Raw genomic sequence first — 16,522 nt, 5'->3', positions numbered from 1 at the left:
TCCTTCCTGGTCCTTCCTGGTCCCGCGCGGTCGCGCGGGACGTCGCTTCCTCTACAGTAGACGAGAACGCCACGCTCCGCACGCGGCGTTCATCGGAACAATCAATCGTCGGTACGACCAGTCCTCGATACGATCAGTCGTTGAGGAGCGAATCGTAATCGTCCATCGACACGTCGCACTGCGACTGAGAATCGTAGGTCTTGTCCATAATCGTCTTCCCCTTCGAGGTTTCGAGGATGAACTCGACTTTCGCGTCCTTGAGGCTGTATTCGTCCTCGAGTTGCTTCACGAATTCGCTCATCGGGGAGCACAGGATGCCGTCCATCATCGACGAATAGAGGCTTTCGTAGGCGTCGTATTCGGAATCGGTGAACCGGACCTTGTAGATGAGTGTGTTGCCTTTCGCGCTCACGTCCATCGTCATGCCCTCGGTATCGCCCGATGAGCCCTCGATTGCCTGTTCGATTGCCTTCTTGACTTCCGGATTGCTGAAGGCCTGCTCGAGCGTCTTGCCGTCGCGCAGCGCCTGGTCGATGTCGGCGTTGTCGAGGCCGCCGCCGGTGCCGAACGGATCGTCCGTCGGATCATCGGTCGGGTCGTCGTCCGGATCGTCCAGGTCACCGAAGGGGTCGTCGGTCGGATCGTCCGTCGACTTCGGCGACGACGTCTGGCTGTGCGTCGCGCTCGGCGATTCGTTGCCGCCCTTGTTGTCATCGTTCTTGTTGAGCGCGATGACCGCGAACACGATGCATGCGATGAGCAGCAGCGCGGCGACGACGCTCACGATGATGATCGGCGTCTTGTTGTTCTTCGGCGGCTGCTGGCCGTTGAACGGCGCGTTGCCGTCCGGCGGGATCTGCGGGGGCATCTGCCCGTTGCCGCCGTAGGTGTTCGCTGGCGCATACCCGTTGCCGTTCGTGGCGTTCGGGTCGTACCCGTTGCCACCGTAGTTGTTCTGCTCGAAGCCATAACCGCCGCCGTTGCCCTGTGGAGCCGGGGCGGCCTGCGGTGCGGCGTTGCCCTGCATCTGTCCGAAGTCGAACGCCTGCGTCGGCTGCGCCTGTGCGGCGCCGTCGTATTCAGTCGTGCGCGGCTGTGCGTTGTACTGCGGTGCACCACCATACGGTTCGCCATACGTCGGCATCGGCTGCGTTGCGTTCGTCGGCGGCATCGGCTGCGTTTCGCCCATCGGCTGCGACGGCTGCATCGGTTGCGCGTTGTAGGCGTCACCGTACGTCGGCATCGGCTGCGTCTCGTTCATCGGTTGCGGCGTACCCGGATACGCCTGCGTTTCGTCGTAGGCGGAGTAATCGGGATTGCCGTACGCCTGCGTCTGCCCTTGTTCCGTCGACCGCGTGTCCTCGTATCCCGGATAGTTCGGATACTGCGGATTGCTTTGCGGTTCGCCAGCGGAACCATACGGCGAGTTCGGATTGCTCATGTTGCTGTCTTCTCTTTCATCATTGGTTCGGACGAACTTCGCCCGCGTGTTCGCTCGGACATCATCGGACGACGATGCGCCATGCACCGTCCGCTCCGCGACGTCGTGGGCGTCGGCGATGGCCGCACCATGCACGTTCCCGTAACGCACACGAATAGCAACAGTGTATCGAACACCCTTCTGCGATCGTTCTCAGGTCTGACTCGTGAGATATCAGCCAGACAATCGACAATCGTCGAACCGTACGCCGCACACGGCTGCACACTGCGGCACCGCCGCCAACAACGTCCATCCGCACGCTGCACACGGCTGCACATTGCGGCACCGCCGCCAACAACGTCCATCCGCACGCTGCACACGGCTGTACACTGCGGCACCGCCGCCGGCGACGTCTGTCAGTTACCGGCGTACGAGTACGCTGTGAATCGTTGTAGCCGTTGACTTCTCCCACACAGAGGTGACCATGTCCACACCCACCACGACCTCCACCACCGAAACCCCTGAAACCACCGAAACCACCGCAGACGCGACGCCGCGCACGCGCGTCGCCGTCATCTACGGCGGCAAAGCGGATGAACATTCGATTTCGTGCATCACCGCGGCGACGTTCCTGCGCGCGATGGACGCATCGAAATTCGAACCCGTCCTCATCGGCATCACGAAGGACGGCGCATGGATCACCGACGGTGACGATCCGCTCATGTGGGACCTCGCACACGGTCTGCCGCACGTCGAACGCACCGCCGACGCGCGCGACGTCGTCCTCAACATCGGTGCAGGCGCGGACGGTTTCCTCGCGCGCAACGCGGACGGTTCGCTCACGTCGCTCGGCCATATCGACATCGTGCTGCCGGCGTTGCACGGCCCATACGGTGAGGACGGCACGATCCAAGGACTCTTCGAGATGATGGGCGTCCCGTACGTCGGCTGCGGCGTGCTCGCTTCCGCCGCATGCATGGACAAGCATTACACGAAAGTGCTGCTCGCGGCCGCCGGAATCCCCGTCTCCCCCGGTATCACGATCGACACCCGCCGTTTCGACGCGGCCGACCATTTCGCGGCCGACGGCGAACGCTTCCTCGCACTCGTCGACGAAGCCGGACTCGCCTATCCGCTCTTCGTCAAGCCGTCGCGTGCAGGGTCGAGCTTCGGCGTCACGAAAGTCGAACGGATCAACGATCCGGAAGCGCTCGCGGCCGCCGTCTACGAAGCGAGCCTGCACGATTGGCGCGTGCTCATCGAACAAGGCATCGACGCGCGCGAAATCGAATGCGGTGTCATTCGCCCCAAGCCGACCGATTCGCCACGAGCGAGCCTTCCCGGTGAAGTCGTCCTCGACAAACGCGAAAGCGGCGACGACCAGTTCTACGATTTCGACAGCAAATACATGGACGCCCAGGCGAGCCACACCGAGATTCCACCGAAGCTGTCCGACGACCTCATCGAACGTGTGCGCGACACGGCGGTGCACGCGTTCCATGCGGTCGATGGTATGGGGTTGAGCCGCGTCGACACGTTCGTGACCGCGGATGGCGACGTCCTCGTCAACGAAATCAATACGCTGCCGGGCTGCACATCGATTTCGCTGTTCCCGAAAGCGTGGGAGGCGACCGGTATCCCGTTCCCGGACATGGTGACGTTGCTCATCGAAGGCGCGCTCAGCGAGTAGGAAACGTGTGCACGTATGCACGAAAGGCCGCGCACAGCATATCGATATGCTGTGCGCGGCCTTTCGTGCATACGTGCACATGTATATATGCGTATGTCGCAGGATGCGCGCGTTCGCACTATGCGCGCGTCATTCGACGGTGATGTTCTTCGGGAACATCTCCGCGATCATCTGGTCGAACGAGATGCCGTCATTGAGGACACGTGTCACGGCCTTCGCGAGCGGCGTATCGACGTGGTACTGTTCGCCGAGCGCGACGACCGCGCCCGCCGTCGCGACGCCTTCCGCGACGCCGTTGCTCGCCTTCGTCGCCTCGTCGACGCTCATGCCCTTGCCGAGGTTGTATCCGAATGTGTAGTTGCGCGACAGTGGCGATCCGCACGTCGCGATGAGGTCGCCGACACCCGCGAGTCCGTAGAACGTCTCCGGCAGCGCGCCCGCGGCCGTGCCGACTTCCTTGATTTCGGTCAGTCCTCGTGTCTCGATCATCGCGGCCGTGTTTTCGCCGTATCCCGCGCCATGTGACATGCCGACCGCGAGCGCGACGACGTTCTTGAGCGATCCGCACAGTTCGAGGCCGATGATGTCGGCGGTGATAAACGCCTTGAAATAGTCGGTCGTGCACATCTTCGCGAATGCGCGCGCGTTGTCGATGTCGGTGCAGCCGACGACGGTCGCGGCAGGTTCACGTGCGGCGATCTGCTTGCTCAGGTTCGGTCCGGACACGGCGAGGAAACGGTTCGTCGGCAGGTCGAGTGCCTCCTCGACGACTTCGTCCATGCGTTTGCCGGTGTTCTTCTCGATGCCCTTCATCAGCGACACGACGAGTGCTTCGTCCGGCAGCAGACCGTTGAACTGTTCGAGTGCGCCGCGCGCGTATTGCGCGGCGATCGCGACGACGACGACGTCGGCGTGCGCGACCGCCTCGGCGCGGTCGCCTGTCGCGTGCATGTTGTCGGGCAGCTTGTCGACGCTCGGCAGACGTACGGGATTGCGGTGTTCGGCCTGGATCGCCTCGACGATCCCCGGTTCGATCGCCCACATCGTCACATCGTTGCCCGCGTCCGCGAGTACCTGTCCGAATGCCGTACCCCAGGCGCCTGCGCCCAGAACCGTGATGTTCGCCATTGTCTGCTCCTTCTGCCGCGCGAGCGCACGGCATATGTGGTTGTGCCGTCGGCGCGCGCGGACGTGTCGACGGTTCGTCTGGTATCTATTGTTGCCGTCCTGCGCGCGCTGTGTGCGATTTCGCTCTTGGCACCTGTCATCGGCCGCGTGTCGCGGTGTGTCGCGATATGCCCTGCCGTGTGCTGCGCGCCCCATTCCTACCGCACTCCGGTACGTTCGGACGCGCGCAAGCGTACCGCACTGCGGAATGTGGGCGCTATTGGTGCGCGGGTGGTGTCTTCGTCGATGCCGATGTCTTCGTCGTCGATGCCGACGCTGACGTATCGATGATGTCGGTTTCGCCGAGCGCGCGTGCGTCGATGAGGTGGGGGTCGGTGAACGGCGCGACTTCGGGCACTTCCTTCATGATGCGGTAGTCGTAGAACCCATTCGGTGCGGCGACACCGCGGATGTTCGCCATGACTTCCTTCATGCGTACGCGTACGCGGCGCGCGAGTTCGTTCGCGAGTTCCGCGGGCGGTTCGTCACCCCACGCGTCGGCGTGCGCGAGCAGATCGGCGTAATCGAGGCGCGTGTCGTAGCACATGACGACGTTTTTGCGTGGCCACGGCCACCAATGGTTGATGCTCGCGGCACCCCACGTGACCGCGCAATACAGCGGAATCTGGTGTCCTAGACGGCGCGACGCCTCAAGCGCGATGAACCCGACGCCGTTCTTCATGCTCATCGGCCACTTGTCCGGATCGCGGGTGACGGTGCCTTCGGGCCATATCGTGAGCGCATGATCCGACGTGAGGATGTTGATCGACTCCTCCTCGATCTGCCGGGCCTTCCCCGAATGCCTTGGTACAGGCTGCATGCCGACCGCGCGGAACCATTTGCCGATGATCGGCCATTTGCCCATCTCCGCTTTCGCCATATAGCGCGGGCGGCGTCCCATCTGGAACATCGCGACCATCGGCACGAACACGTCGAACTGCGTCACGTGCGTCGCGGCGGTGATGTACGCGCCCTCCGTCGGCACATTGTCGAGTCCCCACGCGCGCAGTTTGCAGCTCATACGCAGCACTTTCGCGGCGCCTTCGACAAGACGGCGCGTGATCTTCGGATTGAGTTCGTCGATTTCCTTCTGGTTCGGACGTACGCGTCCCGTCGGGAACGGACGTGTCGGATCGACGAGGTCGTATTCGGACGCGAGGCGCGCGACCTGCTTGTTGCTGAGCGGATCCACCGCCGAGCGCGGTGACGGCTTTCCTTTGGATACCATGCCCCCATTGTGCCCCGAGAGCGGTACACAGTGCGGTGCTCGACGTAGTACACAGTACGATGTGCACCGCGTACCGTCGTGCATCCCCACACACGCACGACGGTACGCTTACACGTGCGTAAGCGTACCGTCGTGCGTATATGTTGCGCGTTCAGCCGCGCTCAGCTGCACGCAGCAGCCGCAAATCAGGATCAGTCGATCTGCGCGCCGAGTGCCGCGAGTTTGCCGCGGAAGTCCGCATACCCGCGGTCGATGAGGCTTATGCCGCGCACATCGGACGGTCCGTTCGCCGTGAGCGCCGCAATGAGGTGGCTGAAGCCGCCACGCAGATCAGGCACGTCGATGTCGCGTCCTTCGAGCGGCGTCGGCCCGAATATGACCGCCGAATGCTTGTAATTGCGCTGCTGGAAGCGGCACGGCAGCGAACCGAGGCATTCGCGGTACAGCTGGATCGTCGCACCCATCTGCACGAGTGGTTTCGTGAACCCGAAACGATTCTCGTACACGGTCTCATGCACGATGCTCAGGCCATTCGCCTGTGTGAGCGCGACGACGAGCGGCTGCTGCCAATCGGTCATGAATCCGGGGTGCACGTCCGTTTCGATCGCGACGGGCTTGAGGTCGCCGCCCGGGTGCCAGAAGCGGATGCCGCGGTCGGTGATGTCGAATTCGCCGCCGATCTTACGGAAGACGTTGAGGAACGTCATCATTTCCGGCTGCGTCGCGCCTTTCACGAAGATGTCGCCGTGCGTCGCGAGCGCCGCCGACGCCCAGCTCGCCGCTTCGATGCGGTCGGTGAGCGCGGTGTGCGTGTAGCCTTTGAGTTCCTTGACGCCTTCGATGCGGAACGTGCGGTCGACGTCGACGGAGATGATCGCGCCCATCTTCTGCAGCACGGCGACGAGGTCCATGATTTCGGGTTCGGTCGCCGCTCCCGACAGTTCGGTTTTGCCTTCGGCGAGCACGGCGGCGAGGAGCGTCTGCTCGGTCGCGCCGACGGACGGGTACGGCAGATGGATTTTCGCGCCGTGCAGCCCGTTCGGCGCGGTGATGTGGATGCCGTCCTTGTGTTCCTTGTCGACGTCCGCGCCGAGTTTGCGCAGCGTTTCGAGATGGAAGTCGATCGGGCGCCCGCCGATGTTGCATCCGCCGAGCGCGGGGATGAACGCCTCACCGAGGCGGTGCAGGAGCGGTCCGGAGAACAGGATCGGGATTCTCGACGATCCCGAGAGCGTATCCACGTCGGCGACGTCCGCGAGCTGCACGTTCGTCGCGTCGATTGTCACGACGCCCTCGGCGCCGTTGACGTCGACGTTCACGCCGTGCAGGCGCAGCAGGTCGGATACGACGTGCACGTCGCGGATCTCGGGGACGTTCCTGAGCACGCTCGTGCCTGGCGCGAGCAGTGCGGCGACCATCGCCTTGCTTACGAAATTCTTGGCTCCGCGGACTTTGATCGTTCCGTTGAGGGGCTTGCCGCCAACAACGTGCAGCACGTCTTCCGTTTGTTCGGCCACGTCTACCTCTTTCGTATCTTGTTGTCGCTGTGCGCGGGCGGCCATCATGCGCCGTCCATCGAAGTCTGTCTGTTGTATATCTACATGCGCGTCGCCGCTTTTATTTCCTCGCGCGCGACGCCTCTCATCCGCCCATCCATTGTGCCATAAGGCATGTAAGTACCTTCGACCGCGCGCCGCACACCGCGCGCTGTTGGCGTTGCGCGCAAAAGCGTTGGCATGCACGTCGCGCGCGCATATCATCGAGGCTGATGATGGGTGCGGCGAAAGACATGCGCGCGAATGCACCACGTGTCGTACGCCGTTCCCGATGTGAGATGATTCGATCGAAGGAGATTCCGATGACCACTGTCGCCATCGTCGGCTGCACACACGCGGGCACGTTCGCCGCGACGTCGATCCTCAACGCGCACCCCGATTGGGATGTGCACGTCTTCGAACGCAACGCGACGCTGTCATTCCTCTCGTGCGGCATCGCGCTGTGGGTCGGCGACCACGTGTCCGATCCGAGGAAGATGTTCTACTCGTCCCCCGCCGAGCTCGAGGCGGCGGGTGCGACGATGCATATGCGCACCGACGTCACCGATATCCACGTCGCCGAGCAGACGTTGGAGTTCCGCGACCTTGAGACAGGCGACACGCAGACGTTGCCGTTCGACAAACTCGTCGTGACGACCGGTTCCCGCCCCGTCGTGCCGTCGATCCCGGGCATCGATTCGCGTCGTGTGCAGCTGTGCAAGAGCTGGAACCACGCGGTCGAATTGAAGGAACGTTCGAAGGACGCGAAATCGGTCGTCGTCGTCGGCGCCGGGTACATCGGAGCGGAACTCGCGGAGCAGTTCAGCGACATCGGCGTCCACGTGACGCTCGTCGACGCCGCCGACCGCGTCCTCGCGAACAATTTCGACCAACCGATAACCGATATCGTCGAAGACCGCTACCGTGAGCACAACGTGACGCTCGCGCTCGGCGAAAAGGTCGTCGCGTTCCGTGACAACGACGAGGACGACACGGTGACCGTCGTGACCGACGGCGGCGAATACACGGCGCAGTTCGCCGTCCTCGCGATCGGCTTCCTGCCGAACACGGACCTTGTGCGCGGCCAGGTCGATATGATGGACAACGGCGCGATCATCACGAACGAGTTCATGCAGACGTCGGTGCCGTACGTGTACGCGGCGGGCGACAGCGCGGCCGTCTTCTACAATCCGACCGGCCAATACGATTACATGCCGCTCGCGACGAACGCCGTGCGCCAAGGCATGCTCGTCGGCGCGAACATCGAGCAGCCGACGCGCAAGTACATGGGCACACAGGCGACGAGCGCCGTGCAGCTCTACGACCTGTCGCTCGCGGCGTCGGGCCTCACCCAGGGCGGAGCGAACCGGCGCGGCATGGACATCCGTTCGACCGAGCTCGTCGAGGACTACCGTCCCGCGTTCATGCAGACGACGGCACCCGTCACGTCGATCCTCACGTGGGATCCGAACACACGTCTCGTCAAAGGCGCGCAGTTCTGCTCGACCGTCGACGTCTCCGGTGCCGCGAACGTCGTCTCGATGGCGATCCAATCGAAATTCACGATCGATATGCTCGCGAACGTCGATTTCCTGTTCCAACCGAACTTCGACCAACCGGTCTACTATGCCGGCGCGGTCGCCGCGAAAGCCGTCGCCGAACAGGACCGTTGACGGACAATCCATATCGACGTATGCAAGTGCCGCGGTGCGCGGCCGCCGTGATCGATCACGGCGGCCGCGCACCGCGGCACGTTCGTATGCATATATGCCTGCAGCGCTCACCTATGCGCACATGTGCGCTCAGTCGCCACCGAGGTCGAACGCGGCCTCGTCGTCCTCACGGGAATACGTGCGGAACGCCATGAGCGTCTGCGTGCCGACGACACCGTCGACTTTCGCGATCCCCTCGGGAATAATCTGCGCGAGGTCGTCGAACTGTTCGGACGAGACGACGGCTACGAGGTCGACGTCACCCGCGACCGAATAGACATCGCGCACGCCATCGAGTTCGACGATGCGCTTCGCCGCCTCGCCAACCATATCGCTTTCCGTCGTGATCAACACGATCGCATCCGCCATGACGTCTCCTTTACTCGTTCGGGCGAACCAATGCTGCCATTATACGGTCGTCAACGTGCGCCTATCGGCCCCGCCCAACCGTCGTCGTGCGGTTCGCGTGCGGATTCGATGACATATTCCTCCTCGTGGAGCGCGGGGATCGTCTTCGGCTTGAACGGGAAGCGTTCCGCGCGCATCTTCTCATACGCGGCGATGTCGTCCTCGTGCTGCAGCGTCAGGTCGATGTCGTCGTATCCGTTCATCAGACGCCAACGCACGTAATCGTTGACTTCGAACGGCAGCACGACATCACCGCACGTCACGGTGCGCGTGTCGAGGTCGACCGTCATCTGGCGGCCAGGTTCCTCTTCGAGCAGTTTCCACAGCAATTCGACGCTCTCCTGTGGCATGATCGCCGCGAGCACACCGTTCTTCGCGGTGTTGCCATAGAAGATGTCGGCGAAACGCGGCGCGATGACGACGCGGAACCCATAATCGTGGAGCGCCCACACCGCGTGTTCGCGCGACGAGCCGATGCCGAAATCAGGGCCGGCGACGAGGATCTTGCCGTCCGCATACTCCGGTTTGTTGAGTACGAAATCGGGGTCGCGGCGCCACGCGTAGAACAGTGCGTCGTCGAAGCCCGCGCGCGTCACGCGCTTGAGGAAGACGGCCGGGATGATCTGGTCGGTGTCGACGTTCGAACGGCGCAGCGGGACGCCCGTTCCGGTCAGTGTCGTGAGTTTTTCCATTGGTGTACGTCCTTATGTCGTGGATGGTGCGGATCTGCTGTGTTCGGCTGTGCGCGGTCGCGCGTCACAGATCGGCGGGGGTCGAGATCGTGCCGCGGATCGCGGTCGCGGCGGCGACGGCGGGCGACGCGAGATGCGTGCGCGACCCCTTGCCCTGGCGGCCTTCGAAATTGCGGTTGGACGTGGAGATCGAACGTTCGCCGACGACGAGTTTGTCCGGGTTCATGCCGAGGCACATCGAGCAGCCGGCGTTGCGCCATTCCGCGCCGAACTCCTTGAAGATCTCGTCGAGCCCCTCGGCTTCCGCCTGCAGACGGATGCGCGACGATGCGGGCACGACGAGCACACGGTGGATCGAATCCGCCTTCTTGTGGCCCTTCATGATTTCGGCGGCGATGCGCAGGTCCTCGATGCGGCCGTTCGTGCACGATCCGATGAACACCGTGTCGACGGGAATGTCACGGATCGGCGTACCCGGTTCGAGCCCCATGTATGCGAGCGCACGTTCGGCGGCGGCGCGTTCGGTCGCGTCGGCGAAATCCTCGGGTGCGGGGACTTCCGCGGAAATCGGCACACCCTGACCGGGATTCGTGCCCCATGTGACGAACGGTTCGAGGTCCTCGGCGCGCAATGTCACTTCGGCGTCGAATTGTGCGTCGTCATCGGTCTTCAATGTCTTCCAATACTCGACCGCCTGATCCCACAGTTCGCCCTGCGGCGCGTGCGGACGGCCCTTGAGGTATGCGAACGTCGTCTCGTCCGGCGCGATCATGCCTGCGCGCGCACCCGCTTCGATGCTCATGTTGCAGATCGTCATGCGTGCGTCCATCGACAGGTTCTCGATCGCCTCGCCGCGGTATTCGAGGACGTAGCCCTGGCCGCCGCCGGTGCCGATCTTCGCGATGATCGCGAGGATGATGTCCTTCGCGCTCACATCCGCGGGCAGGTCGCCTTCGATGTTGATCGCCATCGTCTTGAACGGCTTGAGGCTCAAGGTCTGCGTCGCCATGACGTGTTCGACTTCGGACGTGCCGATGCCGAACGCGAGCGCGCCGAACGCGCCGTGCGTCGACGTGTGCGAATCGCCGCACACGATCGTCATGCCCGGCTGCGTCAGGCCGAGCATCGGCGCGAACGCGTGCACGATGCCCTGGTCGGCGTCACCGAGCGGGTGCAGACGTACGCCGAATTCCTTGCAGTTCTTTTCGAGCGTCGTCAGCTGCGTCGCGCTCGTCTCGTCCGGGTTCGGACGGTCGATGTCGACCGTCGGCGTGTTGTGGTCCTCGGTCGCGATGAGCTGGTCGACGTGGCGCGGCGTGCGCCCCGCGAGGCGCAGCCCTTCGAACGCCTGCGGACTCGTCACTTCGTGCATGAGCATCAGGTCGATGTACAGCAGGTCGGGAGCGCCGTCATCGCCTTTGCGCACCAAATGATCAGCCCAGACCTTCTCGGCCAGTGTCATTCCCATCGTCGGTTCTCCTCCTACAAAAACAGGTCGCGCATGTCAAGGGCGCGTTTCACACGTCCGACTAGCTTATGAGTTCACGTTTCAAGACATCCCACGTGCGTCACTATATGAGATATGGAGGTTTCGTAACCTCCGTGAGACGTCGAGAATCGTTGATTTCCCAGCATTGTCAAGGTATTTCGCCATTCGCTTCCCACACTGTGGAATGATTGCGGATTATTCGATTTGGTGTTTCAGTATGTGAGATGGCATAATCGAGACATGACTTCAAATACGCTATCCGCAAAATCCGCGCGTCCCATCGACGCGCCTGTGACAGAATCCACCGCCCCCGCGCCCGCCGTGGACGAACCCATCGACGCCCATATGGAGGAACGTGAGGAACAAGTGGACAACCGTGTGGACGAACGTGTCAAAGAGCAGATCGCCCGTGACAACGAAATCCACTCCGGCGTCGGCGTGCTCGACAAGACCGTCAAGATCCTCGACGCGCTCGAATCCGGCCCGGCGACGCTCGGCCAGCTCGTGAGCGCGACGAAACTCGCGCGACCGACCGCGCACCGTCTCGCGATCGCGCTTGAACGCCACCGTTTCGTCCTGCGTGACCAGCACGGCCGTTTCGTGCTCGGCTCGCGTTTCGCGGAACTCGCCGCGGCGGCGGGCGAGGACCGTCTGCTTGCGGCCGCTGGCCCAATCCTGCAGACGCTGCTTGACCGTACGGGCGAAAGCGCGCAGATCTACCGCCGTCAAGGCGAACAGCGCGTGTGCATCGCGGCCGTCGAACGCGCGAGCGGCCTGCGGGATTCGATTCCCGTCGGCGCGATGCTGTCGATGGAAGCCGGTTCGGCCGCGCAGATCCTGCTCGCATGGGAGGATTCCGACCGCCTGCACCAGGGCCTGCGCCATGCGCGCTTCTCGGCGGCGAAGCTCGCCGCCGTCCGCAAGCGCGGCTGGGCGGAGTCGATCAACGAACGCGACGAGGGCGTGTGCTCGATCTCGGCACCGATCCGCAACGCGTCCGGCCAGGTGATCGCGGCGATCTCGATCTCCGGCCCGAGCGGCCGCATGGGTTCGAACCCGGGCCACCGCTACGCCCCACTCGTCATGGGCGCCGGCAAGTACCTGACCGACGCGCTCATCAAGGCGAGCATCAGCCGCTGACGTGCGGCGCCCGCACCCGGCATACCCAAGGGGAATGGCCACCACTGGCCGTTCCCCTTGTCCATACGTACGCACCCGTACGGCCGCCTATGCCTATGGCCGTCAGCAGCGTCCCACCCCGCAGACGCCACCAACCGGCCCACCCGCAAACCAGCCAGTTTCCGTCCCACTACGCAGACACCACCCGCACATCCACCCGCAGCGGCCCAATCCGCAGTTCCCTCCGACCACACGGGACGCAAACCAGCCGATTTCCGTCCCGCTTCGCAGCTCCGACCTGCACCTGCGCCCACGACGCCCACGCCTGCAACAGCGGCGTGATCCGCTACTTGCCGAACAGGTTCTTCGCGATCGAGTGGAACACGCGGCTGAACATATTCGGCTTGTGCAGCAGGTTCACCCCTTCGCTTTTCGGCTTGGATTCCGCCGTCATCCCGTACACGTACGCCTTCTTCGAATTCGGCCTGCCGACGAGCTCGCCGAATTCGAGCAGTTGCGTGCGCGGCTCGTACGGATGCCGGATGTCGAACTCGAACAGCCGCGCCGCACGCCGCTCAGGGACCGGACCGTAGGATCCGAAGCCGCACGTCGGCGATGCAATCATGCGCACGCCATCGACGATGCCATCGAATGCATTACGGTGGTCGTGCCCCGTCGCGATCGCGAAGTACGCGTGCGTATCGCGTAGGATCGCGAATTCGCCGCTGTCGTCGTCAGGGCAGCTGATACCCTCCCCAAGATAGCCGCCAGGCGCCGTCTTCGCGTCGTCGAGCGTGTAGTATTGTCCGGAGAACATCCGGTACCCTTCGACGGCGTGCGCGGACGTCGCCATCGCCGGCTTGAGCAGCTGATAGTACTGCGGCAGCGCCGTATGCTGGAACACAATCGACTTCGCGTCCGCACCGAGCGCGTCCGGCAGCTGCCGCAGGAACGCCAACGCGCGCGCATCGGGCGCACCGTATCCTCCCGTCGGCGCGTAGTCGCCGGAATCAACGAGAACGATCCCGACGACCGTTTCCCCACGATCGTTCGCAACCGGCAGCGCAAACGTCCCCGGTTCGCACACGTATGCGATTTCGTCCGCGAGCGCAGGCGCCGTCGTACGTACGCACACGTCGCCCATCTCCTGTGTACGATCGGCACCGTCGCCGATGTGCATCGAACGTTCGATAAGCGGCGTCACCACGGGATTGAGGCACCCTTTGAATTCGTGGTAGACCGCGTCAAGCTGCGCGTTGCTCAGCCCACACTGAAAATCGTGGTTCCCATATGTGACCGCCCACGGAACGCCCACGTTCACCATCGGCGTCACGAATTGGCGTATCGATTCGCGCACACGTGCGCGTGTCTGTTCGAGTTCCGCCTCGCGCCGCGGTGTGGACATCGGCTTCTTCCAGTGGCGTTTGCAGAACGTGGCCGCGTATGCGGGATCGTATCCTGCGATCTGGTTGCCCGAGAAGACGACGAGGTCCGGGCGCGCGCTTGCGAGCGCGGCTTCGATGAGGTGGATCGTGTCGGCGGAGACCTTCGGCCCGTCCTGGATATCCGCGAGCTGCAGTATGCGGAATTTCCCCGAACGATGAAATTGCAGACGTCCAAGCCGCTGCGAAATGGACAACGGTGCGTCCGCTTCCGAAACCTGCTGTATTACCTCTCGCTCACTCATACTTCCAACAGTAATGCACATCGCGTTGGGCGCAACGCGTACTCGCGCAGATTCTCCCCGCGCTTTCCTCCCGGCGTATGCATACGCCGATGCCATTGTGCGCGGCTGTGCGCCACTATGTACGCAGCTGGTGCCACCGTGCGACACGTCCCAAACCGCAGGCGCCACCTGCACAACCACCTGCAAACACGGCTGTTTCCGTCCCGGATTGTAGACGCGGCCTACACAACCACCCGCAAACGCCATGCGTACGAAAATGACGAAACCCTCGCCGAAGCGAGGGTTTCGTATTGGCTGGGATGCCTGGACTCGAACCAAGAATGGCTGAACCAGAATCAGCTGTGTTGCCAATTACACCACATCCCAATTGGCATGTTCATCACCGTGGTGGTGAACTTCGTACCCCCAACCGGATTTGAACCGGTGTTGGCGCCGTGAGAGGGCGTAGTCCTAGACCGCTAGACGATGGGGGCATCATCTCGTTGCTCCGTAGAAGCAACAGAAAGAAAATATACTGAAGAATCCGCGCGAGCGCAAATCACGGCGTGTCGCGCTCTATTCCGCCGTTTTCGCGCCCGCATACGCGAAGGGGAACGTCAGCAAACGTTCCCCCACACGCGCAGCGGTTGCCGCACACCAACACGTGCACACCGTGCACATGCCCCGTGCACGTCAGCACATGCACGTCAGCACACGTTGCGCACACCGCACGCACGTCAGCGCTCTCGCGCACCCCCGCCTTACGCGCCCTGGATCTCCCCAAGATGCGCGCGCAGCCCTTCGAGACGCTGCATCGTGAGCGGCTTGCCGACGATTTCCATCGATTCGAAGAGCGGCGGCGAGACGCGCCGTCCGCTCATCGCGACGCGTACCGGGCCGAACGCGACGCGCGGCTTGTAGCCGCCGTCCTCGATGAGCGCCTTGTTGAGCGTCTCATGCAGATGGTCGGTCTTCCACTCCGCTTCCGGTACCGCGTCGAGCGCCGCGATCGCCGCGTCGAGCACTTCGCCGGCCGTCGCCTTGAGCTGCTTCTTCGCGTCGTCCTCCGGCGCGATGTACTCGCTCGTCGACAGCAGCGAACCGGCCATGCCGGCCACCTCGCCGAGCAGGCGCACGCGCGGCTGCACGAGCGGCGCGGCGGCGGTGAGCACGCTGCGCTCGCGGTCGGTGAGCTCGTCCCAGTGTTCGGCGGAGACGACGCCGTCGCGGAACAGGTACGGCACCGAGCGGTCGAGGAAGTCCTGCGGTTCGAGCATGCGGATATGTTCCGCGTTGATCGCCGTCGCCTTGTCGATGTCGAAGCGCGCCGGGTTCGCTTTGACGTCGCGCACATCGAATTGCTCGATCATTTCGTCCATCGTGAAGATGTCGCGGTCGGGTCCGATCGACCATCCGAGGAGCGCGAGGTAGTTGAGGAGACCTTCCTTGATGAAGCCATGGTCGCGGTGCAGGAACAGGTTCGATTCCGGGTCGCGCTTCGAGAGTTTCTTGTTCCCCTGTCCCATGACGTAGGGCATGTGGCCGAAGAGCGGCATCTGCTTGGCGACGCCGAGTTCGATGAGGTACCGGTAGAGCACGATCTGACGCGGTGTCGAGCTGAGCAGGTCTTCGCCGCGCAGCACGACGTTGATGTCCATCAGCGCATCGTCGACCGGGTTCGTCAGTGTGTACAGGGGGTCGCCGTTCGGACGCACGATCACATAGTCCGGTACGGAGCCCGCTTTGAACGTGATCTCACCACGGATGAGGTCGTCGAACGTGATGTCCTCGTCCGGCATTTTGATACGCAGCGCCGGCTTACGCCCTTCCGCACGGAACGCTTCCTTCTGTTCCTCGGTGAGGTTGCGGTCGTAGCCGTCGTATCCGAATTCCTTCGGTCGTCCGGCTGCGATGTTGCGCGCTTCGATTTCCTCGGGTGTCGAGAATGATTCGTACGCGTAGCCGGCTTCGAGCAGCTTCTGCGCAACGTCGAAGTAGATCGGTCCGCGTTCGCTCTGACGGTACGGTCCGTTCGGTCCGCCGACGCGGATGCCTTCGTCCCAGTCGATGCCGAGCCAGTCGAGCGCCTCGATGATCTGGTTGAAGCTCTCTTCGGAATCGCGCTGCGCATCGGTGTCCTCGATGCGGAACACGAACGTACCGCCGGTGTGGCGCGCCTCGGCCCAGTTGAACAGGGCCGTGCGCACCATGCCGACGTGCGGGATGCCCGTGGGCGAGGGGCAGAACCGCACGCGCACGTCGGCCGGCAGCTCCGGCTTCACATGCTCGCGCTCCTTCATGTCTTCCACGGAATCTTCGGGTTGGATGATCTTTGCAGCATCGGTGTCAGTCATGCTGTCCATTGTGGCGCGCGAACCGGACGTGCACGCACGCGC

The 16,522-nt window shown here is 63.3% G+C and carries 12 protein-coding genes and 2 tRNA genes; 3 read left to right on the top strand and 11 right to left on the bottom strand.

The window, feature by feature from the left end:
• Nucleotides 1–133 precede the first annotated feature (133 nt).
• Nucleotides 134–1,441: a DUF4854 domain-containing protein gene (locus B1526_RS03915; protein ID WP_133088444.1), complete on the bottom strand. Its 1,308-nt coding sequence runs from the start codon at nt 1,439–1,441 to the stop codon at nt 134–136.
• A 463-nt stretch (nt 1,442–1,904) separates the two neighbouring features.
• Here B1526_RS03915 and B1526_RS03910 point away from each other — a divergent pair, with 463 nt between their 5' ends.
• Nucleotides 1,905–3,110, top strand: a complete 1,206-nt coding sequence (locus B1526_RS03910; RefSeq protein WP_095614790.1) for a D-alanine--D-alanine ligase family protein — start codon at nt 1,905–1,907, stop codon at nt 3,108–3,110.
• Between the two features lie 129 nt (nt 3,111–3,239).
• Here the strand turns inward: B1526_RS03910 and B1526_RS03905 are convergent, their stop codons facing one another.
• The 3 genes from B1526_RS03905 to murA all read right to left on the bottom strand — a co-directional run bounded on the left by B1526_RS03905 (nt 3,240) and on the right by murA (nt 7,067).
• On the bottom strand, nt 3,240–4,238 hold the full coding sequence (locus tag B1526_RS03905; protein WP_095614789.1) for an NAD(P)H-dependent glycerol-3-phosphate dehydrogenase: 999 nt from the start codon (nt 4,236–4,238) through the stop codon (nt 3,240–3,242).
• A 256-nt stretch (nt 4,239–4,494) separates the two neighbouring features.
• A complete protein-coding gene (locus tag B1526_RS03900; protein ID WP_095614788.1) occupies nt 4,495–5,505 on the bottom strand; it encodes a lysophospholipid acyltransferase family protein in 1,011 nt (336 codons plus the stop codon).
• 191 nt (nt 5,506–5,696) lie between these two features.
• Nucleotides 5,697–7,067: a UDP-N-acetylglucosamine 1-carboxyvinyltransferase gene (gene murA / locus B1526_RS03895; protein ID WP_235607023.1), complete on the bottom strand. Its 1,371-nt coding sequence runs from the start codon at nt 7,065–7,067 to the stop codon at nt 5,697–5,699.
• A gap of 296 nt (nt 7,068–7,363) precedes the next feature.
• Here murA and B1526_RS03890 point away from each other — a divergent pair, with 296 nt between their 5' ends.
• Entirely contained in the window at nt 7,364–8,713 is a 1,350-nt protein-coding gene (locus tag B1526_RS03890; RefSeq protein ID WP_095614787.1) for an NAD(P)/FAD-dependent oxidoreductase, read from the top strand.
• Between the two features lie 129 nt (nt 8,714–8,842).
• Here B1526_RS03890 and B1526_RS03885 read toward each other — a convergent pair whose 3' ends face one another.
• From B1526_RS03885 to leuC, 3 genes are all read right to left on the bottom strand, one after another.
• Nucleotides 8,843–9,121: an Lrp/AsnC ligand binding domain-containing protein gene (locus B1526_RS03885; protein WP_095614786.1), complete on the bottom strand. Its 279-nt coding sequence runs from the start codon at nt 9,119–9,121 to the stop codon at nt 8,843–8,845.
• Between the two features lie 50 nt (nt 9,122–9,171).
• On the bottom strand, nt 9,172–9,852 hold the full coding sequence (gene leuD / locus B1526_RS03880) for a 3-isopropylmalate dehydratase small subunit (protein WP_095614785.1): 681 nt from the start codon (nt 9,850–9,852) through the stop codon (nt 9,172–9,174).
• A 64-nt stretch (nt 9,853–9,916) separates the two neighbouring features.
• Complete coding sequence (leuC, locus tag B1526_RS03875; protein ID WP_095614784.1) at nt 9,917–11,320, bottom strand: 3-isopropylmalate dehydratase large subunit; 1,404 nt, start codon at nt 11,318–11,320, stop codon at nt 9,917–9,919.
• A 366-nt stretch (nt 11,321–11,686) separates the two neighbouring features.
• Between leuC and B1526_RS03870 the strand changes: the two genes are divergently transcribed.
• Nucleotides 11,687–12,481, top strand: coding sequence for an IclR family transcriptional regulator (locus B1526_RS03870; protein WP_095614783.1), 795 nt, complete (start codon nt 11,687–11,689; stop codon nt 12,479–12,481).
• Between the two features lie 325 nt (nt 12,482–12,806).
• Here B1526_RS03870 and B1526_RS03865 read toward each other — a convergent pair whose 3' ends face one another.
• The 4 genes from B1526_RS03865 to gltX form a co-directional block, all read right to left on the bottom strand.
• The gene (locus tag B1526_RS03865) at nt 12,807–14,147 is read right to left on the bottom strand and encodes a metallophosphoesterase (RefSeq protein ID WP_095614782.1); all 1,341 of its coding nucleotides are present in this window, start codon (nt 14,145–14,147) and stop codon (nt 12,807–12,809) included.
• Nucleotides 14,148–14,438: 291 nt separating this feature from the next.
• A tRNA-Gln gene (locus tag B1526_RS03860) sits at nt 14,439–14,513 on the bottom strand.
• A gap of 34 nt (nt 14,514–14,547) precedes the next feature.
• Nucleotides 14,548–14,620, bottom strand: a tRNA-Glu gene (locus B1526_RS03855).
• 267 nt (nt 14,621–14,887) lie between these two features.
• Nucleotides 14,888–16,426, bottom strand: a complete 1,539-nt coding sequence (gltX, locus tag B1526_RS03850) for a glutamate--tRNA ligase (RefSeq protein ID WP_095614850.1) — start codon at nt 16,424–16,426, stop codon at nt 14,888–14,890.
• Nucleotides 16,427–16,522: the final 96 nt, after the last annotated feature.

Origin of the sequence: Bifidobacterium criceti (genome assembly GCF_002286935.1) — a bacterium.
Classification (GTDB): Bacteria; Actinomycetota; Actinomycetes; order Actinomycetales; family Bifidobacteriaceae; genus Bifidobacterium; species Bifidobacterium criceti.
The sequence above is the reverse complement of the archived record's forward strand: the minus strand, read 5'-3'. Positions and strand labels throughout refer to the sequence as shown.

What these genes read in the sequence shown, in the direction of transcription:
- B1526_RS03915 (WP_133088444.1), bottom strand. Translation starts at nt 1,441, where the DNA reads ATGAGCAATCCGAACTCGCCGTATGGTTCCGCTGGCGAACCGCAAAGC.
- B1526_RS03910 (WP_095614790.1), top strand. Translation starts at nt 1,905, where the DNA reads ATGTCCACACCCACCACGACCTCCACCACCGAAACCCCTGAAACCACC.
- B1526_RS03905 (WP_095614789.1), bottom strand. Translation starts at nt 4,238, where the DNA reads ATGGCGAACATCACGGTTCTGGGCGCAGGCGCCTGGGGTACGGCATTC.
- B1526_RS03900 (WP_095614788.1), bottom strand. Translation starts at nt 5,505, where the DNA reads ATGGTATCCAAAGGAAAGCCGTCACCGCGCTCGGCGGTGGATCCGCTC.
- murA (WP_235607023.1), bottom strand. Translation starts at nt 7,067, where the DNA reads ATGGCCGCCCGCGCACAGCGACAACAAGATACGAAAGAGGTAGACGTG.
- B1526_RS03890 (WP_095614787.1), top strand. Translation starts at nt 7,364, where the DNA reads ATGACCACTGTCGCCATCGTCGGCTGCACACACGCGGGCACGTTCGCC.
- B1526_RS03885 (WP_095614786.1), bottom strand. Translation starts at nt 9,121, where the DNA reads ATGGCGGATGCGATCGTGTTGATCACGACGGAAAGCGATATGGTTGGC.
- leuD (WP_095614785.1), bottom strand. Translation starts at nt 9,852, where the DNA reads ATGGAAAAACTCACGACACTGACCGGAACGGGCGTCCCGCTGCGCCGT.
- leuC (WP_095614784.1), bottom strand. Translation starts at nt 11,320, where the DNA reads ATGGGAATGACACTGGCCGAGAAGGTCTGGGCTGATCATTTGGTGCGC.
- B1526_RS03870 (WP_095614783.1), top strand. Translation starts at nt 11,687, where the DNA reads ATGGAGGAACGTGAGGAACAAGTGGACAACCGTGTGGACGAACGTGTC.
- B1526_RS03865 (WP_095614782.1), bottom strand. Translation starts at nt 14,147, where the DNA reads ATGAGTGAGCGAGAGGTAATACAGCAGGTTTCGGAAGCGGACGCACCG.
- gltX (WP_095614850.1), bottom strand. Translation starts at nt 16,426, where the DNA reads ATGAAGGAGCGCGAGCATGTGAAGCCGGAGCTGCCGGCCGACGTGCGC.